The following is a 25,477-nucleotide window of genomic DNA, read 5'->3' as shown; positions in this document are numbered from 1 at the left end:
GGTGCCTTAGTCTCCTTTCGGATTATCGGCACCGACCGTGTTGTGCTTTGCGCACTTCCTGTGGGGAAGTGGTAAAGTCTGAATCGACACGGTCGGTGTCGATTTGGAGTTGGACCCCCGCTAGAGTTGGCGCTCGATGATGCGGGGGTTTCCTCGTTTTTGAGGAATGTGCGCGCCCTGGACTTGAACCGAGGGTGTGTGCCGCTCGCGCTGCGCACCCCACGTGTGTGGAGCGCGGCTTTTATTTTCTTTGCTTATTAAATCACACCGATGTGATTAATCGCTGGATTTCTACCGGAGAGTCTGCGCGTATTGCGCGTTCTGCGTTTATTGTACATGTTGCGCGATAGTGTGTGCTACAGCTCATTTCCGTTATCGTCCTCTTGCTCTTCGTCTAGGTTTATGTCTTCGTCTGGGGTCTGGGCTGAGTTCTCTGTGTAGTCGTTGCTGTGGGGGTTGTTGGCTTCGCTTCCGAGGCCGAGTCCGTCGAGGAAGTCCATGCTTGCCTGTGCTCCGGGGTGGAGCTCAGGGGAGGCAGGCGGAGCGGTAAGCGTGGTTCCTCCTACCGCGTGGGAGATGGGCTTGCTGTCTGGGTGGCAGACCATTCCTGTATCACGCATGAACCCGGTGGGGTTGAGCTCTAGGGAGTAGCCGGGGCTGCGTCCTTTGCTGGCGAGTCGGCTGGCATATTCTTGGCGTCGGCGAACTTCTGCGTCGGAGGCGTCGAAGTCGGCCAGGCGTTGAGTGACCTTGTTGAGCTCTTTGCGTGCTGAGTCCAGTTGGTCTTGGTGGGGGAAGGACTCTGGGTCTCCGAGCTGGTCAATGTCGTCGATGGTCTGCTGATAGTTGGTGATGTCAGCGCGGGTTTGGTCGACGCGGTCAGGGGCTGCGCGCACCGTATTTTCTAGCTGGGTAAGCAGGCCACTTTGTTTGTTCTTGATTTCTTCGGGAGTAATTCCCGAGTGTGCGTAGGTGGGGTCAATAACCCATTTTTCAATGGCATCACGGCCTACTTGCCCGAAGTCGGATTTAACCTGAACGCTGCCATTAATCGCGTCGAATCGTGCAGCAAACGAGATGCCAGCAATAGCGCCTACTGGCTGATAGTCGGTGCTGCGCGAGTCTTTGACCTCTTTGAGACGGTCAATAAGGGCGCTCGTGGCTTCCTCGCGGGAGTCTTGCTGGGCGTGGTTAATATTCCACGTGCGCTCCTTTGAGTCGGTGTCTGCCCATTGTTCTGCTTGGTCTACTAGCCCTTCGGTTCGGTCTAGGCGTCGTTGGGCGCGGGCGAGGTCTTCTTGCGCTTGCCTGCGGGTGAGAACGTTAGATTCGGCGAGTGCTGTGTGTTCATCGGCGGCAGCTTCGAGTTTTTCTACCTGTTTGGTGAGCTCTGCTTTGCGCACGAAGTCAGGGTTTCCGGTAGCAATAGCCTTGTTTTGGGCCATGGCTTCTAGGTCGTTGTCTTCGAGCGGGGCAATGGAGCGCATGGAGCGGTCAGCATTCCAGAATTGGTTGGTAAACCGGCCTTTGCGTTCGATAGTGGCCCAGGAGTGGCCGTCGTAGGTGCCGCGTCCAACGTAGGTATAGCGGGCGACTTCGTCGTTCTGGTTGCCTTGGCGGAAGAAACGTCCGTCTTGCTGCTCTAGGTCGGCAGGACGCCAGGGAACGTCTACGTGGTGGATAGCAACGCCGCGAGATTGGATATTTGCGCCGGTTCCTAGCTTGGCCGTATTGGCAATGAGAACATCGACTTTGCCGTTATTGCAGTCGTCAAAAAGCTGGGTGCGCTTATTGTCCCAGTCGTGGATAAAGCGAATGCGGTCTTTATCCATGCCGGCTTCGACAAGTTGGTCGCGGATTGCCTCATACATGGAGAATGACCCGTCAGGCTTGGGCACTCCTTTATCGCAGAAAATGAGCTGTAGACCACCACGATTAGGCGAGATATTGCCTTGCTGGTCGGTGTACTCGTTGTCTTTATTGTCCTGCCACTCGCGCACGACATTTTGGACAACGGCATGAACGCGGCCTACGCCTTGGGCGGGTGGAAGGTTAGCCAATTCTGGTGAGAGCGTGGCGTTTTTGCCGTCGCTCATAATCTTTAGGGCATTGTCGATTTTGGGGTTGTCTGGCTGATTATCTTCGCGCCAGGAAAGATCTTGAATTAAGTCCTTGGTTTCTTGGTCTACGTCGAATTCCACGACGGTAGTCTCTCCGCCTTTAATGCTGGGTAACTTGCGCGGAATATCGTCGCGGGTGATGGTGTCGGCCATGGGCGCGCACATTTGGGCCAGCTCTGCAAGGTTTTCATAGCTGGCAATGCGGGTTTGGGGCTTGATTTTATTGCCAGCGGTAAAGCCAATTTCGCTGCGCTTCGAGGTGAAGTTTTGCGCCCAGGAGTTCACACCATGCATGCCGGCTTCGTGGAGAAGATCGGGCCGAAGATAGTTGAGCATGGTGTAGATTTCGGCGATGGAATTGGCAATAGGCGTACCAGTGGCAAAGGTGGCAATAGGATGGTCATTGCCTTTTTCGCCGCGTAGGTAGCGCAGTTTCACGTCGAGGTCAGTAGCGCGGTCGGAGCCTTCTTCGGCAAGGTCAGCCAGCTTGGATACGCGCCGGAGGTTTTTATAATTGTGTGCCTCGTCGACAATGATGTAGTCGCCGCGCGTTTGATCCCAGGGGATTGTGTCGCCGCGAGAAATCTTGTCGATTTTTTGGTTCATGCTCTGCTCGAACTTGTCGCGCTTTTGCTCGATTCGGCGCGTGTTATCGCGGCGGGTCTGCTCGTCTACCTCGTTGTCTTGGATTTCCTGCAGGTCGCGCTCGAACTCGTCCAAGACGCTGTCGCGGTAGTCGCGCAGGTAGTCAGCGGACATGCTCATCTCGCCGAACGAGCTCATAGAGACAATGACTAGCTCCCAGTCATTGGCTGCGGCTTGGGCAAGAAGACGCTGGCGGTCGTCTTTGCGGCTGCTGCCACTGCGGGTTTCTACCAGCATATTTGCGCCGGGGAACCACTGCTTTGCCTCGATTCCTACCTGCTCTACGAGGTGGTTAGGAACCACCATCCAAGGCTGTTTAGCAACGCCTAGGCGCTTTAGCTCCATGGCACCCATGAGCATGCTGCCGGTTTTACCGGCACCGACAACGTGGTTTAGCAGCACACCTGGTTCGTTGAGCATGCGCTCGACTGCGTTGAGCTGATACGGGTAGGGCTTGTAGCGGTCGCTAATGCCTGCAATCTCGCGGCGAGAACCGTCATAGCTGGGAGCAACAACACCATTGAGCGTGCGGTTATAGACGTCAACTAGGCGCTCATAGCGCTCTGGGTCTTGGGTGACCCAGCGAGAAAAGTGCTTTTCTAGGCCTTCCACCTTGGAACCGGCAAAGGCAGAAGCCTTGCGGTGGACGACTAGCGCATTTTCTCCGTAGCCTTTATCCAGCTTGGCGTATTTGGACATATTGAGCTGCGGCGGGCGCATATTCATGGTGTCTTCAATGAGCTTTGCTGCCGAGTAGACAGTGGCGTCGGCACCAGAGTGGGCGATACCAGCGTGGCTGAAATCCTTAAACTCTTCGTCATTGAAGTTGTATTGGCCATTTGCGTTAGCCGCGCGCACGCCCCATTTCAGATCGACTTCTTCTCGCGTGTGCCAATCCTTTGGAGTGCTGACAAACCACTCATCAGCACGGTTGTTTACTGTGACTCGGTTGTGCAGGCTGGCGGGAATATCCAAGGTGTCAATGATGAAATCGCGGTAGACATCATCGGGTATCCACGTCGCACCTAGACTCATCTTGATTCCGCTGGTGACCTTGTCCGGCAAGGCTTCTTCCAAGCCTGCGACATTGGGAAGAAAGCGCGGATCGTTGTGCGCGACCTGGCGGGCAGTTTCCAGCTTGGGATAGATAGACCCAGAAAGGTACTTAGTTGCTGGAACCCACTCGTCAGGGCGGTGCGGGTGGCGAAAAGCAACCTTATTTTCGGTCAGCTCGCGGGCAAGGGCGTCTTCGTCGGTATTTCCCAAAAGCTCTGCAAAGGTGGCAGTAGTCATGGGCAAGTTATGGTTTTGAGCGATAACTACCGCGTCCTGGGCCGAATCGGCACTGGTGGGAGTGTCTATAGAGCGCAGTGGGTTAGTGGTAAACAGTGGGCCCTTGGTGGCCTGCTGGGTATCGTCATTGAAGTCTTCGAGTGCTAGAACAGCCGTGACATACGGGTCGCGGCGCAGTGCGCCAGAAAGGTGCAGTTGCTTGCGCTGCTCGCGGGTGCTGGGCTGCTTGGCTTCGTCCCATAGCCGGGCGGTGACGTCATCGGGCAGTTCACCCTCGAAGGGGCGATCATCGACGGCGTTGTGCTTTCGCCACAGGTCAACCTTTTTCTCGAAGTCGGCCGAGATACGCTCTGGCGTCTTTTCCTTGGCAGCTTGGACAGTAAAGCGATTAAGCGGGCCGTAAGTGCTGGCGTAAGCGTCGTATTGGGTGTTAAGAACCTCACGTAGTGCGGGAAGCTCGTCTTCTTGCCCCTCGCGGCAGGCTTCTAGGACTGCTTCGGTGGTATTGCGCAGGTCAACAATGGCTTTCCATTCCTGCTGGTATTTCTTAGCGCATTTGACGTCTTCCCATGCGGACTCGCCGCTGGCGCCGATGGGATTAAGCTGCTGGAATTGCACGCTGCCGTCGTCATTGTCGATATAGCGCAATGCGCCCAAAGTGTCTTGGAGCTGTTCTCGGCGGGCCTCAATAAGGCCAGAGACGTCTAGTTGTTCGGCGTGGTTAATCGTTTCTGGACTAGCGGTAAGCCCCTGGCCGTTGGCGACAGCAGTAGAAATATCGCGGCGTAAAATATCGCCTAGCTGGTCTGCCACGTTGTCCGTATTGTCGCTGCGTACCTCTAGGGTTGGCCCGAACTGGGAAGAAACTTCCTTCCACGTGCCGAGTACGTGGTCTGGATTATCTGCGAAGAACTTGTTTATCGCGCGGGTGGTATCGCCAACCGTAATGGACTGTTTCCGGCAGAATTCCTCGGTGCGCGCACTAGGTTCCTGATTTTCGTCGCGGACACGGAAGACGAGAACATCAGTGCCTACTTCGGTGCCAGCAAAATCGGCAAAAGCACCGTTTGAGCCGCCAGGCAGGCGCACGCCAGTGATGAAATCGGCGCGGTCAGTAAGTGCTTGCTGCACGCTGGTAGCCCCGCGCCCAGCCGAATCGGCAGAGTGCTGGGAGGTTAGGACAGCAACATAGCCACCTGGGGCGGTCAAGTCGATGGACTTGGAAATGAAGTAGTTGTGCGTGGATAGGCCCGCACGGTTGTGGTGCGGGTCGTAAGGTGCGGTCTGGGAGAAAGGAACATTGCCGATGGTGGCGACGAAGGAGTTATCGGCAATTGAGGTATCCGCGAAGTCTTCGCGACGAATCTGCGACTCGGGGTAGCGAGCATTAGCGATAAGTGCGCTCATAGGGTCGCGCTCAATGCCTACAACGTCTGCATCTTCGGGTGCTGCGTCAATAAATCCGCCTGCTCCAACTCCGGGTTCGAGCACCTTTCCCTCGGTATATCCTGCGGTGCGAAGGCTATCCCAGATGGTGGAAGTAAGGCTTGGGGGAGTGTAATAGGCGGTAAGAATTGTGCGCCTAGCTGCCGTGTATTCGTCGTCGCTTAGTAGCTCGCGAAGACGCTGGCGGGCAGGTGCGTAGCGCTCGTTGTGTTCATCGAAGACCTGGGAGAAAGCACCCCAAGAGCGGTATTGTTCCAGCGCCTGGCGCTGGCTATCGTCAAGACTGTCACCGTCGCGGTAGGCAATAGCCGCCTCAATCGCGGCGATATTTGTCCAAACCGGATCTAGTTGAGCGTCATTGCGTGATTGACCTTCGCTTCGAAGGCGGGAAGAAGCGTCGAGTCCGTCTCGGTCGGGTACTCCTTGTTCTGATGGTCGCTGACTTGCAGTAGTGCCGTTGCCACCAGCAGCCACTTCGAGCTCTTCTCCGGCCACAGGCTCGCTGCTAGTTCGTTGAGTGCGTCGTTGTCGGGAAGGAGATTCCACTGCGTCATCCACAGATTCGGGGAGGTAAGCACCTGCAGACTCGGTGGATTCATCTCGTCGTGGAGAAGATTGTCCTCGATTACTTCCTGGGTGAGCGGGTCGAGCCACTCGCTGCGGACTTCCTCGCTCGCCTGCTGGTCGGCCAGATTCAGAAGCTGTCCCCGCGTTAGTGCGTCGACTGTCTGCTTGCCCGTCTTCTGCTTCCAACGGTCGGTGAGTGTCTGCAGATTCCTCGCGGAGGTCTGCTCCCACTGACTCATCATTGCTTCGTACGTCTCGGTCAATTCCGGCTCGCTCAGTTCGCGTCCTGCGTCCTGATAAGCCTGCTGGATTGTCGCTTTGTAGATCATTGGTGCTTTCTCCTAAGAAGTCGAAAAGGGAGATCTGATTGGGGTCTTCTTTCTTCTTCCTCGCCATGGCCCCGAATTCTATGGGGCTAAAAACCTAGTGCGCTAGACCTTTTTTAACCAGACAGCGTTCTCCAAGGTATCTGGCAAGACTCTCAGAAATGGCCTGAACGATCAGCGCATTCATCGTTGTATGCTGACAGATAGCCATATGATGCAGCTCTTCTTTGAGGTGTGCATCAATACGAAAGGTGACTTTGGTATCCATAAATGCCCTCCTAGCAGGGCTAAGTGTTACCTAGATAAAATGGTTCAAGAAAACCTCGACAAAGCCAGCTTTATGGCCCGAGGTAGAAACGAGAATAGACAAAAAGCGCAAAAGGCGCAATACGCGCAGAACGCGCAGAGTGTGCCAATCGCGTGATTGACGCCAGCTGGAGTGGATGTAATATGACCGACATGACTACAGGAGACGCTGAGCAGACCAACGAAGAAGTGTGGCTGACCTCGGGAGAAGCTGCAGAACTGCTTCCCAACGTCTCTCGACGTTCGGTGCAGGCGTGGGCTGCGTCCGGAAAAATTGACGGAGTTGTCCGCTTGCCGAGTGGTCGATACCGGATACCAAAATCTTCCTTAGAAGAATTGCTCAACGGGATACCCCCGCAGGAGTAGCGAAGGCTGTAGCTTTCTTGCCAGTTAGGGCTGGTCAGACACCCCAGAATGTTCCATTCTGGGGTGTTTTTCTGTAAAAAGCGGCAAAATGCGGACATATCATCAACTAATAGGCATGTTAACACCTGCCCCGTAATGGGGGTATTGGCCCGTTTTATTGCTGTGAATTAAATTCGGGAATTCCTGTAAATAAAGGAGAAAGTCCCAGCGCATAAAGGGAAAGTAAACGCATGTGAAAACCTTGGGGGAAGTTAAAAGGCAAAAATAATAAGCAATTGCTGTTGGAATGGCACAGGACTTGCGCCACAATGGGGTACGACGCAGAACGCGCAGAATGCGCAGAAGGCGCAGAACGAGATGATGAAACCCACATTGTAGAGAGGGACCAATGGTCAAGATTCGCACCGCTATTTCCACCAGTGCCGCTACGCTGGTCGCGCTTAGCGCTGTAACCGGCGTAGGTGCTGTCACCGCGCAGGCAGAAGAGGCATCTGAAGCCCAGCCGGGCACGGACACTAGTGCCGATGAGGCTCCAGCTGAGGAAGCAGAACAAGCCCAGCCAGGCACAGAGGCTTCCGAGAACGCAGGTAGCGACGAGAGTGGCAATGAAGAATCGGCACCTGCTGCTAATGAGGCCCAGCCAGGAACAGATGTGAACGCCGAGCTTCCTAATCAAGGCAATATTCCTTCTCAGCCAGCAAACAATGCGCAGCCGGGAACGGAGACCCCTGCAGAGGCCTCGCAGCAGGCTCAGCCAGGCACGGAGACTGAAGCTCCTGCACCGAAGCCGGTGGAATCTGACAACGGAGATAACACCAATAATTCCACCACCCCACAGTGGAGCGATGAAATCGTCTCCGAGCAGCCAGCCGTCCAGCCCGAGGCCCCGAGCGAGCCGGTAGACAATACCCAGCAGCCCACCTATGAGCCTGCTGTGCACACCACTGACTCCCAAGAGTCCGAAGTGGAAACGGAGCCTGCCTACACCCCAGAGCCTGTTTCTGACGATGTAGAAAACGCCCCGCAGCATGAGGCTCCAGCTGAGGAAGTAGTCGCCAACACCAACCCACAGCCAGAGGAAGTAGAGACTGCCCAGCCTGCAGAACCTGTACAACCTGCCGTGGAAGAATCGGCACCTGCTGGTGAGGAAATTGTACAGCAGCCAGAGCAGCAGCCAACAGCGCCGGTAGAAACCAACGAGGTAGAAGGCGCTACGGCCACTGTGTCGGCCCCAGGAATCACGGTGACGGCACAGGGGCAGGCCCAGCCATTTGACGGTGACGTCACTATCTCTACTGCGGCGGGCGAGAGCACCATTGCCTTGCCGGCCAAGGAAGTCGCTTGGGCGCAGCAGGCCGGTCAAAACGCTGCTAAGGCGCTTCCAGAATACGGGCAGGAAAACCTCAATAACCTGCACAATGCAGTAATTGACGAGGTAGAGAATCTGCCCACCGAGCAGCAAGCTGAACTGGGGGCTGTTTCTGCGGACGTAAATATCGACCACAAGACTGTTTAAACTGCTTGCGGCCTAAGCCGAGAAATGAGGAATACCCATGGATGATTGGCTTGACGCACTCGATAATCACGACAAACAAAACTCCGCGAAACCTGACCTTCGTGCCCTTGATAGCACCAAGGAAGAGGAAGAAAGTCGCGTAGACGATACGCAGACTGAAAAGACGCCGGAGGAAACAGCACCGGCTGTAGAAGAAAAACCTAAGCCTAAAGCAAAAGCTAAGCCCGCAGCTAAAGAAGAACCTGCGGTTTCTCGCCCTGATTCTGTAGACAAGAGCGAGAAAAAGCCAGCCAAGAATAAGAAAAGTCGCGGCGTAGCCTTGCCTATCGCGCTTGGTGTGGGTGTGTTTGCCCTTGTAGGAGCTGGTGCTTTCACTTTCCTTGCCCAGATGGGTGATTCTTCTGAGGACACTGTCTCGCAAGAGCACTCACAGCAGTCCTCGCCGGTAGCAGAAGAAGCTGACCAACAAGGCCCACAACCGGTGTCTGATACCTCCTCTGAGGTTGCGGAAGTCGGCACCCGCTGTAGCGGAAACAATGATGTGGACGTGTCGGCCGAAGACTCCCCGCGCGCAGCAATCGCGAAGTTTGAAAAGGCTTATTTTGACGCTGACGCCAACGGTGTCAAGGCGTCTTTGACCAAGGACAGCGATATGCAAAAGCAGAACTGGATGAAGATTCTGCCCAAGGCTGCTCCTAAAGGCACGACCTGGTGTCTGACTATGCAGCCGTCCGAGGGAGATACGACCTCTGTAGAGCTAGAAGTCAAGCAGCCCAAGGAAGAAAAGCCCACCTTGTACAAGCAAAAAGTAACCGCAAAGGAGGCCAACGGCTCGTGGGCTGTGGACTCCATTGGACGAGAGGACTAAAACGGTGACCCCGCTGAAACACGCTTTTTCTTACGCTGCCACCGCGTCCATAGTGGCCATGTTCGGCCTGTCAGTGCCTACCGCCATGGCCCAGACAGAGACCGATAAAAAAGATGTCTCCGATGATAAATGTGCCGACATTCAGCTCGTGCTTGTCAATGGCACTTTCGATACCTCCGCGCAGGAGGACTCTACTCACGACCATGGTTTCGGCTCGAAAATCGCTGGCCCTGCCATGCGCGAAGCCAACCCAAGCACTCCTAAAGACTTGTCGGGCGGTATTAGCCTAGAAGACGCCGAAGACTCATCTGATTCTTCGGCAGAGAGCACTTCTTCTGCTACTTCGACAAAGGCCACTGCCGAGGCGGTTACTAAAGACAATGCCCAGATGATTGCTGCAGACTCTAAGGATCTGTGGGGAGGCAGTGATAACTCCACTGGCGATAAGTCTGGCGATTCCAACGACTTGTGGGGCGGTGGAGACTCCCAAGAGCCTGCAGAAGATAAAAGCGACAATTCGGACTTGTGGGGAGATTCCGACAAGTCTAGCGACAAGTCGTCGGATTCTAACGATCAGTGGGGAAGTGGAGACAAGGACTCTTCCACTGACTCCGAGGGCGAAGATTCGTCTGACTCCCTGTGGGAGGACGCTCCAGAAAACAACACAGACGAGTGGAAGACTGAGGAAAAAGACGCGGTAGAAAAGGACGGCACGCGCATTGCACGTACGTACGTGACGTACCCTGCTGCAGCAGGCGGAGCAATCGTGCCGGGGCTGAAACCGTCTGCGCCAGTCGCCTACACCGAGTCGATGGAAAAAGGCGCGGAAAACACCGCCAAGGTGCTCAACGAGGTAGCCGCCAAGTGCCCTAACACTAAGGTGTTTCTTGCCGGTCATTCTCAAGGTGCGCAGGTAGCGTCTACCGTCGCACGCGAAATTGGCTCCGGCGAGTCGGACTTTCCAGCCGATAAAGTAGCAGGCGTTGCCCTCTTTTCTGACCCCACCCGCGATAAGGGAGTACAGGTCATGCAGGGCGGGGAGTCCACCCCAGCAGCAGTACCTGGTACTGACGGTGGACACACCAAGCAGGTAGGTGAGTTCAATTCCCCAGAGCAAGACAAACTCGATGGTGCAGGCATGGGCTTGGACAAGACTGGAGGGAAGGACTTCGGTGAACTCGCCGATCGCACCGCCTCGTGGTGCTCGGAAGGTGATCTAGTCTGCGACTTGCCTATCTCCGGTCGACTTTCGGATCTGGTGGTTGGCACCGCAGAGCGTCTTGACCTGCACGACCCAGAAGAATCCCTCAAGGCTGTAAGCGATACTCTTGGCCCGGCTGTTCAGCTAGGCGGCCTTGATGATGTGAAAGACGATGGAATCGACTTCGGAGACGGCGGCTTCAAAGTTGAATCTGTCAGCGATAACGAAGTGCCCGGCCTAGCCGCTTCGCCCTCGACGGGCAATAGTTCTTCTAGCGTAAGTGAAACCACGAGCGCTGCCCCGTCTACTTCGGCACAGGCCGAGACCTCTTCGCAGACATCGACGCCTGCGTCGACGGCGGAAGAAACAGAGCCGTCGACAAGCGCTAGCGCTAGTGAGACTACTTCTGCTGGACAATCAGGAAATGCAGACCTTATCTCGACGATCTCCCGCGATGGAGCACGCAGTAAGTCCATGGAAGAGGCTCGCGGTCCTGTAGGCGGCGAGCTAATCGGCGATCTGGGCAAATCCGCTGTTGCTGCGGTAAGCAAGCTCGGCGGTATGGCACTGGGCAAGGGAATCACCATTGCCAAAAAGGCCATTACCGTCGAGAACCTGGCACAGGTGGCTTCAGCTGGAATCACCAACCCCAAGGCAGGGCTTGCGGTAGCAGCGTCCAAGCTGGCTGACGCTGCACTAGAAGTACTAACCCCAGAAACGGTTACCGGCATGGCCGATGAGGTCTTTAAGGAAATTGATGTGCTGGGCATTACCGGTGACGGGCTTGCCGAAACAGCCGTGCAAGCCGCAGGACACGGAAACGCTCATAATTCCTACGGTTCTAGGCCAGCAACCGCAGACGGGCGTAGCGCTATCGACGCCACCGTGGACTGGGCCGTTGCTTCCAGCCGCGATGTAGCAGGAGACGAAGTACGTCCAGACGCTGTGCAGGACGCAGGGCTTGATAACTCCACCTACAGCGCAGACGAAGCCAAGGAAGCTCTCGACCAGGTCACCAACTTCAAAAAGGAGCTGATGGGCTAATGACCTCCCAAGACACGGCAGTAGCACAGCCGAAACCACTCAAGCGTGTGGCACTTACCGGGCTAGGCAACGAACTGGCAGATACCCGGCTTGCTCCCGAAGGCGAGATGGATCCGCTTATCTGGCTCGTTGCCGCCCACGGCGGTGCAGGAGCAACTTACCTAGCGCACGCGCTCGCTCCATTCGGCGATGCCGGCCAGCAGTGGCCAGTCCACGACAAATACCCGTGGTGCGTCATTGTCGCGCGCACCACCCGTGCAGGACTAGAGGCAGCACACGACCTCGCACTACAGGATCAGTCCAATAAGACCGGAGGGTGCCGCGTCTTGGGAATCATCTTGGTTGCTGACGCTCCCGGAAAGCTACCACGCAGCCTAGAACAACGAATCACTGTGCTGGAAAAGACTGTCCCGACTATCTGGCGCGTGGACTACTTCGACGATTGGCGCGAGTCAACCGTCAGTGACCTGCCCCAGTGGTCGCCACTCGACGATGAACCCGAGGAGGAAGAACCCACCAAGTTCTGGCAAAAGAAAAAACCGTCCCCCAACCTCGTTCACAAATCGGTGCGAGACATCGGTGAAGACCTCGTAGACCGCGCCCGCGAAGCCAACAAACACCTCTAACCGAAAGGAAAAGACCATGTCCCTGACCCAAACCGCCGCCAATATCCACTCTCAAATCCTTGCCCAGGTTCCTGGCCAAGACCTAAACCCACAAGCACCCGGCGACTTCGGCGAGAAAGTAGACCGCGGTCTCAACTTCGGCGTCTATATCGGCCTGGTCGTTGCCGTGGCTGGCGTGATTTCCATCGGCGCATCCATGGTTCTCTCCCGCCGCGAAGGAACCAGCGAAGAAGCCACCTCTGCCGCGCTACGTGTTGGCGTCGGCTGCTTGATTATCGGCGGTGCCGGAACCATCGTCGCAGCACTCATTTAGCCCCCAGACGTAAGGAGAACCGCTCGTGATTATCGCCCAAGGCCCACCATCAACCCCACAAGATCTTCCACAAGAAGTGTGGGGCACTGGGTGGCAATGGCTTCAATACGCACTGTATGTATCGCTAGCCGTCTCCGTTATCGCAGTAATCGTTCTCGGCGCTCTTTTGGCCGCAGATAAAAACCGTGGCGAAGCAGTATCGGCAACGTCCCCCACAACCGCCGCATTGAAAATCGCCCTCGGCGTTCTTATCGCTAGTTCTGCTGCCACCATCGCGTCGTGGTTCGTCTAACTACTTAAACCTCCGAAAGGAAGATATGAACATCACTCGCCTCAGCGCAGCCGCAGCCATTGTCGCGGCCACGCTTGGACTAGCTGCCTGTGGCTCCGACGAGTCAGAGCAGCCCACCGAGGCGAACGATCAGCCCACCGTTGACCTAGAAGCAGCACCCGAGAACGCTTCGTGGTCTTCGGTCGGGGGGATCGGTACGCCGGTGGATTCCAACGACGGGCCAGAAGAGACTAGTCCAGTACCGCACGGCTACTCCCACACCCCGCAGGGAGCGGTACAAGCAGCTATTAACGGCCAAGTCATGCTGGCTACAGCAGACGATCAAACATGGCCAGACGTTGCCTCTGACATGACCTCTCCGGGTCCTGGCCGAGACCAATGGGCACAAGGACGCTCGTTGATTTCAGTGAACGGAAACGTCGATAAGAAAGACGCCGCTGAATTCAAAGGCTTCAAAATCACCGACTACAACGACGACAAAGCACAAGTACTACTTGCAGCCGACTATCCCGACGTCGGGCTCACGGTCTATCCCGTGCAACTTGTCTGGCAAGCAGACGACTGGAAGTTGGTTCTTCCCGACCAAGAAAACGCCCCTGACCTCCACAAGCTAGAAAGCCTCGACGGCTTTACCGAATACGCACAGTAAAAGCGCAAACAGCGGAAGAAGGCCACATGGAAACGAAGAACTCCCGAAAAATCTGGGCGATTGTCATTGCAATCATCGTCCTTGTCATCGCAATTGTTGCCGCATTTTTCATTGGGAAAGGGGCGAACCAAGAGGGGGAGTCCCGGGAAGAATCTCAGGAAGTGAACAATGATGACAACACAGACTCTGATGGGAAAAGGCAAGATGATTTGAGTGCTTCTGAGTGGTCAGAAGATACCTCTGATGTGTTTGGACGAAGCATAAAGACTCCAGCGTCTAAAGTCGGTAAGTCTCTCGGAGAAGTTAAAAAACAGGACTCCCTACAATGCGACGTCGACTCCCCGGAGAAGCTGACTATTGAACGCACCCATGACATGCAGACTCTATGGAGCGAAGACTTAGGCCCTGGAGGGGTTACTAAAGATGGAGTTCCAGAAAAATACGCGCGCACAGCGGAAGCTGCGATGCTGGCTGCGTGGAACTCTAATGCTTATCTGTATCGAGGCGGCGATCTCGCGACGTCTGCTGTGAAAACGAACTTCACAGGAGAAAACGCTGAGAAATTGGGGGCGGAACTTGAAAAGTCTCCAGCAAATACTGATGAGAAAGCTACGCGCCGCGCCGCGCCACAAGCCTTCAAAATTACTAGCTGTGGTGATGATCGCGTAATCGGCGACCTAGCTCTCCCACTTCCAACCGATGAAAAGGGCGATACGGATAACCCAACATGGATAGTTGTGCGCATGTCTGCTGTGTGGGAAGAAGACGACTGGAAGACCGAGCTTGAATCGGTCAAACAGCCTGCTAATAAGCAGATTTCAAACCTAGATGGATGGTCTGAATGGAGCTTCTAAAAAAGCTTCCGGTAGCTGCAATAGTTGCTTTAATCGTAACTCTGGCAGGTATAGCGCCTGCCAATGCACAAGAAGCTAAGGACGAGTTTCAACAGTTAGTTGAAGATTGCCAAGCAGAATTAGATTACTCCCCCGAGGGGAGCATTGATCGAAAGATTGATGAGGCACTTACCCCAGACGATTGGGAAGACACCCTTCTCGAAACGTTCGAAAAGTTTGACTGCAACTTCACCGAAGGCGTGAAGCACCCGATGAAGGCAATGTCCGCAGGTGCCTCTGAGTTTTGGGGAGATCCAGTTGGTGACTTCACTAAGGCTGTTCTTGAGGGTAATAACCAGGCGCTCCAGACTGTCATGACGTTCTGGATGGATTGGCGCATGGACAAAAACATCATGGATGGCTCCGTCCAGGGCGTGAAAAACATTGTGCTTGGTATTGCAGGTATGGCGCTGATTTCGTCCCTGATTATCGGCGGCATGCATATGGCCTACGACCGAAGACAAGGCGTAGCAGACGGCCTAGAAAGTATGGGCAAGAACATTGGCGGATACTTACTGTTTTCAACGCTCATTGTGGGCTTGGGAACAGGAGCCATGGTTGCTTCTGATCAGCTTGCCGATTGGGTGATGAAACAGTTCGGCGCTAGTGATTCGGAGTCAGTCCTAGGGGCCTCTGAACTCAACGAGGAAATGGGCGGGCCAATTCTCATGCTGGCGCTTGCTGGTGTGGGAGTCGCGGGTTCAATCATGCAGATTGTTTCCTTAGCGGTGCGTACCTTGCTGTTTCCCATTGCGCTCGGCATTACACCTGCGTTGGCCGCCTTTTCTTACACCAACACGGGACGTCAAGGTCTCAATCACGTGGTGTCTATGATGATTGCCTGCATTTTGTTTAAGCCGATTTCTGCTCTGCTGTACTGCGTGACTTTTTGGCAATCAGCCTCTGGCGGCGAAGACATGATGTCCGCAGTTATGACCGTACTTATGCTGGCTGCTGCCGGGTTCTCCGGCCCGACTTTGGTACGAACAATTGCTCCGTTTGTCTCGCAAGCAGGTGGAGGCGGAGCAGGCTCTGCGTTGGCAGGTGCTGCTGGTTTGGCTGGAGCAGCAGGCGGAGCCCTCGGCATGGCTGGAGGCGCGCTACTAGGCGGCGCTGGCGGCGCTATAGGTGGCGCAAAGGCTGGTGCTGCTGCGAAGAATGCGGTTCCAGGCGGCGGCTCTGGAGGGTCGGGAAGCAGTCCACTTGGCGGCGGCTCCGGTGGCAGTCCACTTGGCGGCGGCTCGGGAGGATCTGGTGGCTCCGGAGGTTCCGGAGGCTCTGGTGCTTCTGGCGGAGCAGGCCCGGCAAGTCGCGGCGATGCGGGAACTACTGCTTCTGGCTCTGGCCAAGGAGGTGGAGCACGTCAAGGCGGTGGTGGCTCACATGCTGTATCCCCAGGTGGTTCGGGCTCTGGTGCTGCAAGCGCCTCTGGCAGTGAGGGCGCGAGTGTCCGTCCCGCTAGCTCTGGCGCTGCGGCTACTGCTTCTGGTGCTGGCCCAAGCGGGGCTACCAGTCAAGGTTCCGGCCGACGAACCACGATGAGCGGAACAGGCGCAGCACGCGGATCACGTGCCCGCAATATCGCCCGGGGCGCGGCCCAAGGTGCTGGCCGGGGAGTTAACAGAGGTGTGCGTACTGGTCGCGTATTAGCAGGACAAGGAGCTAGAGCGGGCCGATCGGCAGGGTCAGCGGCTCGCCAAATTCAAGGAATTCTCGATGAATCCATTGGTCAGCAGGGCAATTATCACGGAAACGTAAGGAGGTAAGAAACCATGGCAGATAACGTAGACGTCCCCGTGTACGCGCTCGGCCAGCCTAGCCGTCGTACTGGTATCGGTGGCTTTTCAATGAAAACCACCATCGTTCTAGGCGCGGGCTTTATCGGCTTTTTGGTTTGCCAGCTCGGCGGAATGCAAAAAATAGGCTTTATGGTGGTACTTCCTATCACCGTGATTATCGCCTTGCTGGTCTCGCTTAATGTGGGCGGACGCTCGGTAGCCCAGGTATCGGAGATGATTTTTCAGGACTGGCGACGCCGAGCACGCGGCGACAACGTCTATATCTCTGGGCCCTCGTCGCGGTTGGCAGGAGGCCGCTACCGCCTTCCCGGATCACTGGCACGTACAGAACTGCTGGAAGGAACAGACGCGGTAGGCCGAGACTTCGGTGTGGTCTTTGACCGTCACCGTCGCGAAGCTACGGTTCTCTTTTCCTGCCAATTGTCAGGACAAACTGCCATGACTCAGGAAGAACGCAATGACATGACGGCTAATTGGGGCCGCTGGCTTGCCGGCCTGTCACTGTCAGGTGACGTGGTCTCCACTGTCTTTGTTACGAACTCTCGCCCTGATACTGGCGAGTTGGTGGCTAAGGAAGTCCAGGCAACGGTTCACGACGATGCGCCCGAGGTAGCAAAGCGCATTATGCAAGAAGCCTCTGATGAATTGTCGGTCGGAATCCCTGAGACAGAAGCTCATATCGCAGTCACGTTGAAAGTGAGCGTGGCTGAACCAGACGACACTAGTTTCTTGCAGCTAATTGGCACCCGGCTTCCCGGCCTGTACGAGGAACTGACCTGGTCGGGAATCCAGGCAACCCCCATGGATGCAGAAGAAGTTTGCGCACGCGCGCACAAGTTCTTTAACCCTGCTGCCGAAGGCGACTTTGAAGAAATTTCCGTTGGCGGAAACACCCACGATCTCGAATGGTTCGACGCGGGCCCAGCGTTCCATGATGTGCGCAAGAACGTCTATCGCCATGATGGTGTTTCTTCGGTGACGTGGGAAATGGCCTCTGCGCCCCGCTCTACGTTTGAAGACACCTTGCTCGGCAACCTGATTGCGCCGCATGCACGCATTGACCGTAAGCGCGTCGCGCTGGTTTACCGCCCGTATGAGGCTGGTACAGGTGCCTCCCGCGTGGAGGCAGAGCACCGAGACGCGATGGTGGCGGCTAACTCATCAAAGAAAATCCGGTCGGCTGCTGCCGAAATGCGCCTAGAGCACACCGAAGCAGCGCGTAGAGCACAAGCACGCGGTGCGCAGTTGGGACGCTACAGCCTGTTTGTCACGGCCACGACAGAAGACGAAGAACTTCTGGGGCGTATTCGCCACGACGTCAAGCAGCTAGGCGCACAAGCCAACCTGCGGTTGCGCGAGATGTCGCGCCAGCAGGACGCAGGATTCATCACGTCGTGCGGGCTTGGCCAGATTCCATGGACGAAGGAATCTACGTCCGCGCTGGCGGCACAAGGATAGGGGAAATTAGGTGCTTTTCGGACTTTTTGGCAAAAAGAACAAGGCGGGTCGCACTCTGTCACGCCTAACGAACGTGCAGCTGCATACTTCTCGTGACAAGGCAGGCTTTTCCTTTGGCGCAGTCATTCGCCAAACCCCGCGCGCTACGGCAACGGTGTGCTTCCAAGTTGATAACCCAGATGAGATTAGCTCGGAGAAGATCTGGGACTGGGAGCAGGCTATTTCCGAAGACGAGTCGGTCATTTCTACTGCCTACACCGTCGATTCCACGGGCAGCTATATGTCTGTCACCTTTAAGCAGCTCGATAAAACAGAGCGCAAGGACTCCAACGAGGCCTTGACCCGCCTTGCCGCGCAGCTGCCTGACTTTTATGAATTCGGCGAGGTGGTCTCGACTCCTATGACTGACGAACAAATCTATGCCCGCGTAGCGAATGCTGTCGGCACTTCAACTGGACAGTGGCCAGAGCTCAAGGTGGACACAGTGGAAGAGACCACCGCAACTATCACTTTTGACGATGTGGCGGCAATCAGTTTCGACGTCATGGACGACGGGGACTTGGACGCTTTGCTTCGTGAGCTTGTATTGGAGGGAGAACTTGCCGGTGTAGCGCGCTGGACACGAATCTTTAGACCTGGATCGGAATCCGAGGAACACGACCCAGGCCGACATTCCGGGATTCTCACAGTCGCGGCGGAAGCAGGCGTGGAACAGATAGAAAACGCCGCAGCGGCACTAATTAGCGAATTGTCAGCAGTAGAGCGCCTTCGAGTACGCCGCATTTATGGCCGACAAATGGCGGGCTTCCTCGCAGGCTTAGGCATCGGCGAGCTGGCGTGGGACGCAGAAAAAGTAACGGTTTAGGACAACGGACTTTAGGGAGCGGATTAAAGCAATGGGCACGCACGACGCAGAAATGATTACTCTCCACGAGCAGATCTTGGACGGCGAGAAGGAAACTCCGTCCCGCTGGTCGAGCGAGGGTAGGCGCTATCGCAAGTGGAAAAAACGAGCCAGAAGCACGCCGAAGCCATTGAGCGCCAGCGCCGACGTGCTGGCGGCGCCATGCCGGTGCGCGGCGAAAAGCCTTTCACCATCATGAAACCACGCGGCTTTACCGGCCACCACGCAGGCTACATGGCCGTTCAAAATGGCCCGATGGAATGGCAGACGACGACGAATCTAGGTTGCGGCTTTAATCCCAATGTCATTGGTGCCCCTGCACCAATTATTGGAACGCCACTAGGACGCCATGTCACCACGGGCGCGGCAGTAGGATGCGACCCGTTGTCGTGGTTTCGAGAAGGAATTATCGCTAACCCCTCCTGCTTTATTTTGTCGTTGCCGTCGCTGGGAAAGTCCACGTTGGTGCGCAAAATGCTCATGGGAGGGGCCTCCAATGGGCAGATTACGATTGCCGCAGGCGATATTAAAGGCGAATACGTCGGCTTTACCCACCAAGTCCACGGCCAAGTCATTACCGTCGGCCATGGTTACGGCCACATTAATCCCCTCGACGTGGGCGCACTAGGCCGTGTTATCCCACAGCTGGAAGCCAAGCGCGAAAAGCTAGTTGCCCGCCAGGAAGCAGGGGAGCCTGCCGAAGATGACGAGATTTCCCTGCAAGGAATTGAAGACCTGCTCAACCGCGCAAAAGAGCAAGTTCATGGCCGTCAGGTCACGATGGTAACCACGCTAGTCAGCCTTGGTCGCGGTGGCGGCGTTCAAGACTATGAGTCCATGCTTATTTCCGCTGCACTGCGCGGAATGTATGAAGAAGAACGTATCGACTGGGAAAACCCGCCTGTACTCAAAGACTTGATTGCTTACATTGAGCGCGGGCCGCAGTGGCTGCGCAAGCTCGGCAGAGCAGAGACTAACGAACAGTGGAATGCGCGCATTGACGCGCTTGTCCTTTCCCTTAACTCCCTGCTTGACGGCGCTACAGGCCGTATCTTTGACGGTCAGACTACTACTCCGATTGAGGTAGATTCACCGGCTATTTGTATCGACGTCTCCGCTATTGATCGTGGTGATTCCGCGATGAAAGCAGCGGTCATGATGGCCTGCTGGGGCTCTGCCTTCGGTGCCATTGAGGCTTCACACATGCTCGCCGATGCCGGCCTTGGCCCTCAGCGCTACTTCAATCTGTGCCTCGATGAGATGTGGCAGGTGCTCTCGTCAGCTCCGGGAATGGTCGGCCAGATTGACGCTTTGACCCGTCTGAACCGTACGGACGCGACTGCGTTGTTCATGATCACCCACACCTTCAAGGACTTAGAGGCCTTGCCGACTGAGGAAGACCGTAAGACCGCAATGGGCTTTATTGAGCGTGCTGGCATGGTTATTTGCGGCGGACTTCCCACCAGTGAGCTGGATATTTTGTCTACGCAGTTGGAGTTTTCACCTGCCGAAGCAGAGATGATTGTCTCGTGGTCTCGCGGTGCGCCGCCTGCGCGTTCACGCACTCGCGGTGCAAGAGCAACCCCGCCTGGTCGCGGACGATTCATGATTAAGCCTGCTAAGGACGGTTCGCCAGGCATTCCGGTACAGACAATGCTTTTCCCGACTGAAGTTCAAGAGCAACTGCACAATACGAACGCTCGCTTCGAGGACTTCTTCTTGGAAGGTGAGGGGGCATAGATGTCTGGCTTTGTAAGTCCTTTTGATGAGTCCACTAAACGCCAGGCCATGGCGGAATTTGAAGAAACGTGGAAAGAGTATTCCTCTGCCTCTGCAGCGGCAAAAGCAATCGCCAAAGACTGGGGCATGGGTCGCACAACGCTTACGGAATGGCTGCAAGAAGAAAATCTGTGGCCCTCGCCCACAGTCAAGCAGGTTCAGCACTTACAACGTGAAATCGCCCGCCTGAAAAAGCGCAATGAGCGCTTGCAAGAAGAAAATGCACGACTGCGACGACTAAGGAGTGAAGACGGATGAAAAAGGTTATCGGCATAGCCATGGCTATCGTCTTGTTCCTCGTCCTTATCATCGTCGTCGTCCTCGATGGTGGCAATGAGGATGAAGTATGTGCCGAAGATGAAGGCGGATCGGGATCAGGCGATGTCGTTGTTGATGGTGATTTTGCCTACCCGAGCGATAAAGAAGCCACCCAGGAAACCTCTCCTTATGGCCCACGCGAGGGCGGTATGCACTTAGGTCAAGACATTGCAGGCCCGCGTGGAACTCCTATTTACGCTTTCGCAGATGGTCGCGTTATCCAAGCCCAAGACTCTGGCGTGCAAGGATTCGGCGGTTGGGTTGTCGTGGAACACGACATCGACGGTAAGAAAATTCAAACCGTGTACGGTCACGAAGAACCTGGTCAGGTCAAGGTCAAGACCGGCGACAAAGTTACTAGGACCTGACCCCCAGATGGTGGACACCTTGAAACCAGCATCTCGCTGGGGAAGTGAGGTACCTTTCCACCATGCCACGCAAGACCTACACTGAGCAGTTCAAGCGCGACGCAGTCTCGTTGTACGAGTCGACCCCCGGAGCAACGCTCAACGCGATCGCCTCCGATCTCGGGGTCAACCGCAACTCCCTGCGCACCTGGCTCGACGCCTTCGGCACCGGCACCAAAACCAACGCCAACGGTGAAAAAGTCGCCAGCCCCATTGCCGCAGCCAACAGCGCACGCACGCCTGCTGAAGGACTCTCCGACGCCGAACGCATCCGCGTGCTGGAACGCGAAAACGCCAAGCTCCGGGAGGAACGAGAGATTCTCCGCAAGGCGGCCAAATATTTCGCGGAAGAGACGAACTGGTGAACCGCTTCCGGTTCGTTGATGACAACCGAGGCCTCTACGAGGTCAAGCGGTTATGTGAGGTTTTGAAGATCAACCGGTCCTCGTATTACAAATGGAAATCAGCTGCTCCTGCCCGCCGGCGACGCGTCCTTGACGACGCGGTGCTGGGAGCGAGGATCAAGGCCGTGTTCACGGCCGAGAACGGTTGTTACGGGGCGAAACGCGTGACGGCGGCCATCAATTCCGATCCAGCCAACGACGACCTTTTCAATCACAAGCGCACCGCCAGGTTGATGCGCCAGATGGGCCTGTTCGGCTACACCAAAAAACGCCGGGTGAAGACCACCGTGTCTGCGAAACGGGCTCCGAAGTTGCCCGACCTGCTGAAACGCCGGTTCACCGCGGAGAAACCGAACACCATCTACGTCGGCGATATCACGTACCTGCCGATCGCGGACGGGTCGAATATGTACCTGGCCACCGTCATCGACTGCTATTCGCGGCAGTTGACCGGTTTCGCGATCGCCGACCACATGCGCACGGAGTTGGTCGAAGAAGCTCTCACGATGGCCCACGGGGTCCGAGGCAACCTTGACGGGGCGATTTTTCACTCCGATCATGGCAGCGTCTATACCTCTGGGCAATACCGGAAGCTGTGTGAACGATTCGGTGTCACCCAGTCGATGGGAGCAATCGGGACGAGCGCGGACAACTCGTTGGCGGAGTCGTTCAACGCCACGCTGAAACGGGAAGTCCTCCAGGACGAGTCCGTTTTCCCAAGTCAGATCGTATGTCGTCGGGACGTGTTCCGGTGGTGCACGCACTACAACACCAAGCGCTTGCACTCGTGGTGCGGCTATCGCTCGCCGAACGCCTTCGAAGCCGCCGGATCAGCTACACTTACTATCGCATCTTGATTAAATCCCCGTGTCCACTTTCCGGGGTTCGGGCCCCTAAGGGCCAGCACATTGCCGATATGGGCAGTGCCGGTCAGTCTTCTGGCCCCCACCTGCACTTCGAGGTTGTCGAAGGTGACCGAGCAGCAGGCGGTGAGCGCGTCGACCCTAAGCCATGGCTGGAAAAGGCCGAAGAAGGCAAAAAAGGCGGCGGAGATTCCGACAAGAAGGACAAAGACTCTAAAAAGAACTCGGACGGCGGAGGAAAAGTCCTTGTCGTAGGCGATTCCATCTCCAACGGTGCACGCAGCCAAATTGAAAGCGCGATTCCAGGAGCCGAAGTCAGGGCCAAAGACTCCAAGCAATACGCAGCCGGTATGCAAGAAATCGACGACGGCGACCAATTCGACACTGTGGTCATGGCCCTAGGCACGAACGGCGAAGTGGGACAAGACCAGTTCGACGCGGCTAAAAACAAGATTGGTGACGCCAACTTAGTTCTTATGACCATCGCCGGTGTACCTCACGCCGACAGCTTTAATGACTCGGTGAAAAAGTCTGGTTACGACTACTTCGACTGGGCAGCAGAGGCGAATAAAGACCCCGGAATGCTCGTTGATGGAGTCCACCCCGGCCCATCTGGATCGAAGATCTTCGCCGACACCATGGCCGCCGCTGTAGGCGGCGGAAGCAAAGAAAGCTCGGATAGTGGCAGCAAGAAGAGCAAATCTAAAGGCAGTGGACAACCCGCTGACGAAAAGGGCGGATTTGAAGGGCTTACTGGTCGCCAGCTCGCCTTGGCGAAGCAGATCGTTGCAATTGGCGAGAGCATGCACGTCGATGAGAAAGGTCGACAGATTGCTGTAGCTACCGCTAAGCATGAGTCCCAGCTACAGGTCTACGCCAACGATGGAGTTATTACCCCAGAAGAACAAAGCGGTATGGCCGACGATGTGACGTCCGAAAAGCTCAAAAAGTCGCTGGATTTCCCGCACGATGCAGTAAGTAGTGACCATGGCTCTGTGGGCACCTTCCAGCAGCAGGTCGGTATTTGGGGTGATGTAGAAGAACTGATGAACCCAGCGGTTCAGGCGAAGAACTTCTATGAGCACCTCGAAGACGTCGATTACCAAGGAATGGAAGTAGGTGCAGCCGCAAGTACGGTTCAGGGCAACGATACGGGTACGGGCGTTTACCAGCAAGAAGCTGATATTGCGACGAAGCTGGTAGATAAATATCGCGGTGCAGGCAAGGACTTGTCCGAGGAGGAAATTGAAGCCTTGGGTGAGGCCAACGTAGGTGACGGCTGTGATACCGAAGCCGGAAACGGCGATTCCAGTGATGATCCGGCACCGTCTGGCGAGCTTGGCGAGCGCATTGTCGCCGCAGCACGTAAAGAATTCGGTTATCCCTACGTATGGGGCGGTGGCGACGAGAACGGCCCGACGAAGGGACAAGACGGCGGAGAAGAAGGCTACGACTGCTCCGGACTTGTTCTCCGTGCGGTGGCTGTCGCTACCAAGGGCAAGGTCAAGCTACCTCACCAGACGCAAGCACAGGCCAAAGACGAACACCTGAAAAAGGTTGATTGGGAGGACAAAAAGCCCGGCGACATCATTCTCATCGGCGGCGATGGAGCAGAACACCACGTTGCGATCTACTCCGGCAAGAAAGACGGAAAGGACAAATGGATCGAGGCTCAAACCTATGGCGTGGACTCCGGTGAATACGACGTCCGCACCGATGAGCCACATCAAGCGTATCGAGTAAGCGAATAAGAAAAGGCAGGACAGCAATGAAAAAGACAGCTATCGCACTCGCCCTGGCCAGCACTGTAGCGCTCACGGCGTGCGGAAATGATGAGCCGGACGGAACGGATACCGGCATGGAAGACCCCACGGTAAGCCAGTGGGAGCAGCCCGAAGTACGCGGCCCGCTTCAAGACACTGACCAAGAAGACGTGGACAAGGTCGCCCATGATGTTGTCGAGCAGATCTTCTCCTGGTCTCCAAAAGACGATCACACCATCGCCGATGCAGCCCGCAAGGCCGAACCACTGATGGATGAAGACTTTGCCTACGACAACCGAAATTCCTGGTCAGGAATGTTCAAAGTGCCTGGAAAACAGTGGGCCAGCTGGGTCGACGACAAGGCTACGGCCTCGGTAGAGCTCACCGAAGGCCTCGAAGAGCGTCCCGAAGACACCGATATGGAGGCCCGTCGCCAGTACTCGGTAGAAGTCACCGTCAAGGGTGACAAGCATGAGCAGAAACTGCGCTATGACGTCTTCGCGCACTTTAACCACCTGGGCTGGTGGAGATTAGACAACATCACCATCTCCCAACCACAGACCATGTCATAAACAGAATCGACAAGGAGTAAAACCATGAGCAAAGCCAGTGACAACGCCCGATTTGATGAAATTGAAAACCTTGTGACCTCGGAGGAATACAAGGACAAGCTCAAAGCAGCAGAAACTACCTCACAACTGCGCGAGGTTGGAGCAGAGGCCGGCGTCGATGTCGACGACCGCAGTGACATGGGCAAGTTCATGCACAAGCTAAAAATCCTTGGCATTGACTACAAGGCCATGTCATCTGTTGAGCGGGAAGAGCGACAGGCTCGCCAGCACGAGCGCGCCGAAGAACTCGCACAGACTAACGCTTCCGGCACCCGCCTAGATATTTGGACGGGCGCGGTCGAAAGTAACAAGGGCGATAAAGGAGCCTTCGCCCTCGTCGACGAGACAGGCGAGGCTATTTGGTTCGGCAGCTTCTTTGATAACGACGCCATCTATACGCCAGGCGATATTGGCAGTGCTGAACAGTCAGCTGCGGAAAAGGCGGTCTACCTTGCTCGCCGCGTACAAGACGAAACGGGAGCAGAACTCATTGAACTGCATATCCACACCGAATACCCCGACCTTGATGAAGATGAACTGCGACTTCGAGGCGTTGCCAAAGACTCGCAAGTCGCAGTGTCCGTTGAGGTCGATCCGACAGATGAGCGTGCGTCCTCGGTAGCGCGTATGGGAGGGTTCCGCTCGCTGAAAAACGTTGATCTCGCAAGCCTTGTTGAACTCGATGATGAATAACCGTCAA

Annotated in this window: 22 protein-coding genes; 19 read left to right on the top strand and 3 right to left on the bottom strand. The window is 55.9% G+C overall.

Annotated features, from left to right (window positions below):
- Positions 1-356: 356 nt before the first annotated feature.
- The 3 genes from ACLI1O_RS12130 to ACLI1O_RS12120 form a co-directional block, all read right to left on the bottom strand.
- Positions 357-3,464: a DEAD/DEAH box helicase family protein gene (locus tag ACLI1O_RS12130; RefSeq protein WP_411707082.1), complete on the bottom strand. Its 3,108-nt coding sequence runs from the start codon at positions 3,462-3,464 to the stop codon at positions 357-359.
- 2,384 nt (positions 3,465-5,848) lie between these two features.
- Positions 5,849-6,400, bottom strand: coding sequence for a hypothetical protein (locus ACLI1O_RS12125; RefSeq protein WP_234461419.1), 552 nt, complete (start codon positions 6,398-6,400; stop codon positions 5,849-5,851).
- Positions 6,401-6,494: 94 nt separating this feature from the next.
- Complete coding sequence (locus ACLI1O_RS12120; protein WP_156794356.1) at positions 6,495-6,665, bottom strand: hypothetical protein; 171 nt, start codon at positions 6,663-6,665, stop codon at positions 6,495-6,497.
- 191 nt (positions 6,666-6,856) lie between these two features.
- Here ACLI1O_RS12120 and ACLI1O_RS12115 point away from each other — a divergent pair, with 191 nt between their 5' ends.
- The 19 genes from ACLI1O_RS12115 (at position 6,857) to ACLI1O_RS12025 (ending at position 25,470) form a co-directional block, all read left to right on the top strand.
- Positions 6,857-7,069, top strand: a complete 213-nt coding sequence (locus ACLI1O_RS12115; RefSeq protein ID WP_168162316.1) for a helix-turn-helix domain-containing protein — start codon at positions 6,857-6,859, stop codon at positions 7,067-7,069.
- Positions 7,070-7,457: 388 nt separating this feature from the next.
- Entirely contained in the window at positions 7,458-8,585 is a 1,128-nt protein-coding gene (locus ACLI1O_RS12110; RefSeq protein ID WP_411707063.1) for a hypothetical protein, read from the top strand.
- A 37-nt stretch (positions 8,586-8,622) separates the two neighbouring features.
- Positions 8,623-9,453: a hypothetical protein gene (locus ACLI1O_RS12105; protein ID WP_284851835.1), complete on the top strand. Its 831-nt coding sequence runs from the start codon at positions 8,623-8,625 to the stop codon at positions 9,451-9,453.
- 4 nt (positions 9,454-9,457) lie between these two features.
- Complete coding sequence (locus ACLI1O_RS12100; protein ID WP_284851836.1) at positions 9,458-11,698, top strand: cutinase family protein; 2,241 nt, start codon at positions 9,458-9,460, stop codon at positions 11,696-11,698.
- Positions 11,698-12,324 carry a DUF6668 family protein gene (locus ACLI1O_RS12095; RefSeq protein WP_070420728.1) on the top strand — a complete coding sequence of 209 codons (627 nt, stop codon included), beginning with the start codon at positions 11,698-11,700 and terminating at the stop codon, positions 12,322-12,324. The genes ACLI1O_RS12100 and ACLI1O_RS12095 overlap by 1 nt, the downstream gene beginning before the upstream one ends.
- Before the next feature lie 16 nt (positions 12,325-12,340).
- Positions 12,341-12,637 carry a hypothetical protein gene (locus ACLI1O_RS12090; protein WP_070624159.1) on the top strand — a complete coding sequence of 99 codons (297 nt, stop codon included), beginning with the start codon at positions 12,341-12,343 and terminating at the stop codon, positions 12,635-12,637.
- A gap of 25 nt (positions 12,638-12,662) precedes the next feature.
- The gene (locus ACLI1O_RS12085; RefSeq protein WP_237799995.1) at positions 12,663-12,929 is read left to right on the top strand and encodes a hypothetical protein; all 267 of its coding nucleotides are present in this window, start codon (positions 12,663-12,665) and stop codon (positions 12,927-12,929) included.
- Positions 12,930-12,954: 25 nt separating this feature from the next.
- Positions 12,955-13,578, top strand: a complete 624-nt coding sequence (locus tag ACLI1O_RS12080) for a hypothetical protein (protein WP_284851837.1) — start codon at positions 12,955-12,957, stop codon at positions 13,576-13,578.
- Between the two features lie 26 nt (positions 13,579-13,604).
- Positions 13,605-14,432: a hypothetical protein gene (locus ACLI1O_RS12075; protein ID WP_411707062.1), complete on the top strand. Its 828-nt coding sequence runs from the start codon at positions 13,605-13,607 to the stop codon at positions 14,430-14,432.
- Complete coding sequence (locus tag ACLI1O_RS12070; protein ID WP_284851839.1) at positions 14,420-16,237, top strand: hypothetical protein; 1,818 nt, start codon at positions 14,420-14,422, stop codon at positions 16,235-16,237. The genes ACLI1O_RS12075 and ACLI1O_RS12070 overlap by 13 nt, the downstream gene beginning before the upstream one ends.
- 6 nt (positions 16,238-16,243) lie before the next feature.
- Entirely contained in the window at positions 16,244-17,728 is a 1,485-nt protein-coding gene (locus ACLI1O_RS12065; RefSeq protein ID WP_411707061.1) for an SCO6880 family protein, read from the top strand.
- 10 nt (positions 17,729-17,738) lie between these two features.
- On the top strand, positions 17,739-18,593 hold the full coding sequence (locus ACLI1O_RS12060) for a hypothetical protein (RefSeq protein ID WP_306507972.1): 855 nt from the start codon (positions 17,739-17,741) through the stop codon (positions 18,591-18,593).
- 135 nt (positions 18,594-18,728) lie between these two features.
- The gene (locus ACLI1O_RS12055) at positions 18,729-20,372 is read left to right on the top strand and encodes an ATP/GTP-binding protein (RefSeq protein ID WP_411707060.1); all 1,644 of its coding nucleotides are present in this window, start codon (positions 18,729-18,731) and stop codon (positions 20,370-20,372) included.
- Positions 20,373-20,669 (top strand): hypothetical protein, encoded by a 297-nt coding sequence (locus ACLI1O_RS12050; RefSeq protein WP_070420736.1) that lies wholly within the window; start codon positions 20,373-20,375, stop codon positions 20,667-20,669.
- The gene (locus tag ACLI1O_RS12045) at positions 20,666-21,097 is read left to right on the top strand and encodes a M23 family metallopeptidase (protein WP_411707059.1); all 432 of its coding nucleotides are present in this window, start codon (positions 20,666-20,668) and stop codon (positions 21,095-21,097) included. The genes ACLI1O_RS12050 and ACLI1O_RS12045 overlap by 4 nt, the downstream gene beginning before the upstream one ends.
- 62 nt (positions 21,098-21,159) lie before the next feature.
- Positions 21,160-22,397, top strand: a protein-coding gene (locus tag ACLI1O_RS12040) for an IS3 family transposase (RefSeq protein WP_411701846.1) whose coding sequence is annotated in 2 segments (ribosomal slippage) — positions 21,160-21,487 and positions 21,487-22,397 — 1,239 coding nt in all. Because the reading frame shifts where the segments join, the coding sequence is not laid out codon by codon here.
- A 59-nt stretch (positions 22,398-22,456) separates the two neighbouring features.
- Positions 22,457-24,154 carry an NlpC/P60 family protein gene (locus tag ACLI1O_RS12035; RefSeq protein ID WP_411707058.1) on the top strand — a complete coding sequence of 566 codons (1,698 nt, stop codon included), beginning with the start codon at positions 22,457-22,459 and terminating at the stop codon, positions 24,152-24,154.
- A gap of 17 nt (positions 24,155-24,171) precedes the next feature.
- Complete coding sequence (locus ACLI1O_RS12030; RefSeq protein WP_284851843.1) at positions 24,172-24,738, top strand: hypothetical protein; 567 nt, start codon at positions 24,172-24,174, stop codon at positions 24,736-24,738.
- Between the two features lie 24 nt (positions 24,739-24,762).
- A complete protein-coding gene (locus ACLI1O_RS12025) occupies positions 24,763-25,470 on the top strand; it encodes a hypothetical protein (RefSeq protein WP_411707057.1) in 708 nt (235 codons plus the stop codon).
- The last annotated feature ends 7 nt before the right edge of the window (positions 25,471-25,477 follow it).

It is taken from the genome of Corynebacterium sp. LaCa78 (genome assembly GCF_046717505.1).
Taxonomy (GTDB): domain Bacteria; phylum Actinomycetota; class Actinomycetes; order Mycobacteriales; family Mycobacteriaceae; genus Corynebacterium.
This window is presented reverse-complemented; position numbering and strand designations above follow the sequence as displayed.

Excerpts from the sequence above, each read along its gene's own strand:
- ACLI1O_RS12130 (WP_411707082.1), bottom strand. The coding sequence starts at position 3,464 with ATGTCCAAATACGCCAAGCTGGATAAAGGCTACGGAGAAAATGCGCTA.
- ACLI1O_RS12045 (WP_411707059.1), top strand. The coding sequence starts at position 20,666 with ATGAAAAAGGTTATCGGCATAGCCATGGCTATCGTCTTGTTCCTCGTC.
- ACLI1O_RS12125 (WP_234461419.1), bottom strand. The coding sequence starts at position 6,400 with ATGATCTACAAAGCGACAATCCAGCAGGCTTATCAGGACGCAGGACGC.
- ACLI1O_RS12095 (WP_070420728.1), top strand. The coding sequence starts at position 11,698 with ATGACCTCCCAAGACACGGCAGTAGCACAGCCGAAACCACTCAAGCGT.
- ACLI1O_RS12105 (WP_284851835.1), top strand. The coding sequence starts at position 8,623 with ATGGATGATTGGCTTGACGCACTCGATAATCACGACAAACAAAACTCC.
- ACLI1O_RS12075 (WP_411707062.1), top strand. The coding sequence starts at position 13,605 with ATGGAAACGAAGAACTCCCGAAAAATCTGGGCGATTGTCATTGCAATC.
- ACLI1O_RS12050 (WP_070420736.1), top strand. The coding sequence starts at position 20,373 with ATGTCTGGCTTTGTAAGTCCTTTTGATGAGTCCACTAAACGCCAGGCC.
- ACLI1O_RS12080 (WP_284851837.1), top strand. The coding sequence starts at position 12,955 with ATGAACATCACTCGCCTCAGCGCAGCCGCAGCCATTGTCGCGGCCACG.
- ACLI1O_RS12025 (WP_411707057.1), top strand. The coding sequence starts at position 24,763 with ATGAGCAAAGCCAGTGACAACGCCCGATTTGATGAAATTGAAAACCTT.
- ACLI1O_RS12115 (WP_168162316.1), top strand. The coding sequence starts at position 6,857 with ATGACTACAGGAGACGCTGAGCAGACCAACGAAGAAGTGTGGCTGACC.
- ACLI1O_RS12030 (WP_284851843.1), top strand. The coding sequence starts at position 24,172 with ATGAAAAAGACAGCTATCGCACTCGCCCTGGCCAGCACTGTAGCGCTC.
- ACLI1O_RS12120 (WP_156794356.1), bottom strand. The coding sequence starts at position 6,665 with ATGGATACCAAAGTCACCTTTCGTATTGATGCACACCTCAAAGAAGAG.
- ACLI1O_RS12065 (WP_411707061.1), top strand. The coding sequence starts at position 16,244 with ATGGCAGATAACGTAGACGTCCCCGTGTACGCGCTCGGCCAGCCTAGC.
- ACLI1O_RS12070 (WP_284851839.1), top strand. The coding sequence starts at position 14,420 with ATGGAGCTTCTAAAAAAGCTTCCGGTAGCTGCAATAGTTGCTTTAATC.
- ACLI1O_RS12110 (WP_411707063.1), top strand. The coding sequence starts at position 7,458 with ATGGTCAAGATTCGCACCGCTATTTCCACCAGTGCCGCTACGCTGGTC.
- ACLI1O_RS12090 (WP_070624159.1), top strand. The coding sequence starts at position 12,341 with ATGTCCCTGACCCAAACCGCCGCCAATATCCACTCTCAAATCCTTGCC.
- ACLI1O_RS12035 (WP_411707058.1), top strand. The coding sequence starts at position 22,457 with ATGGGCAGTGCCGGTCAGTCTTCTGGCCCCCACCTGCACTTCGAGGTT.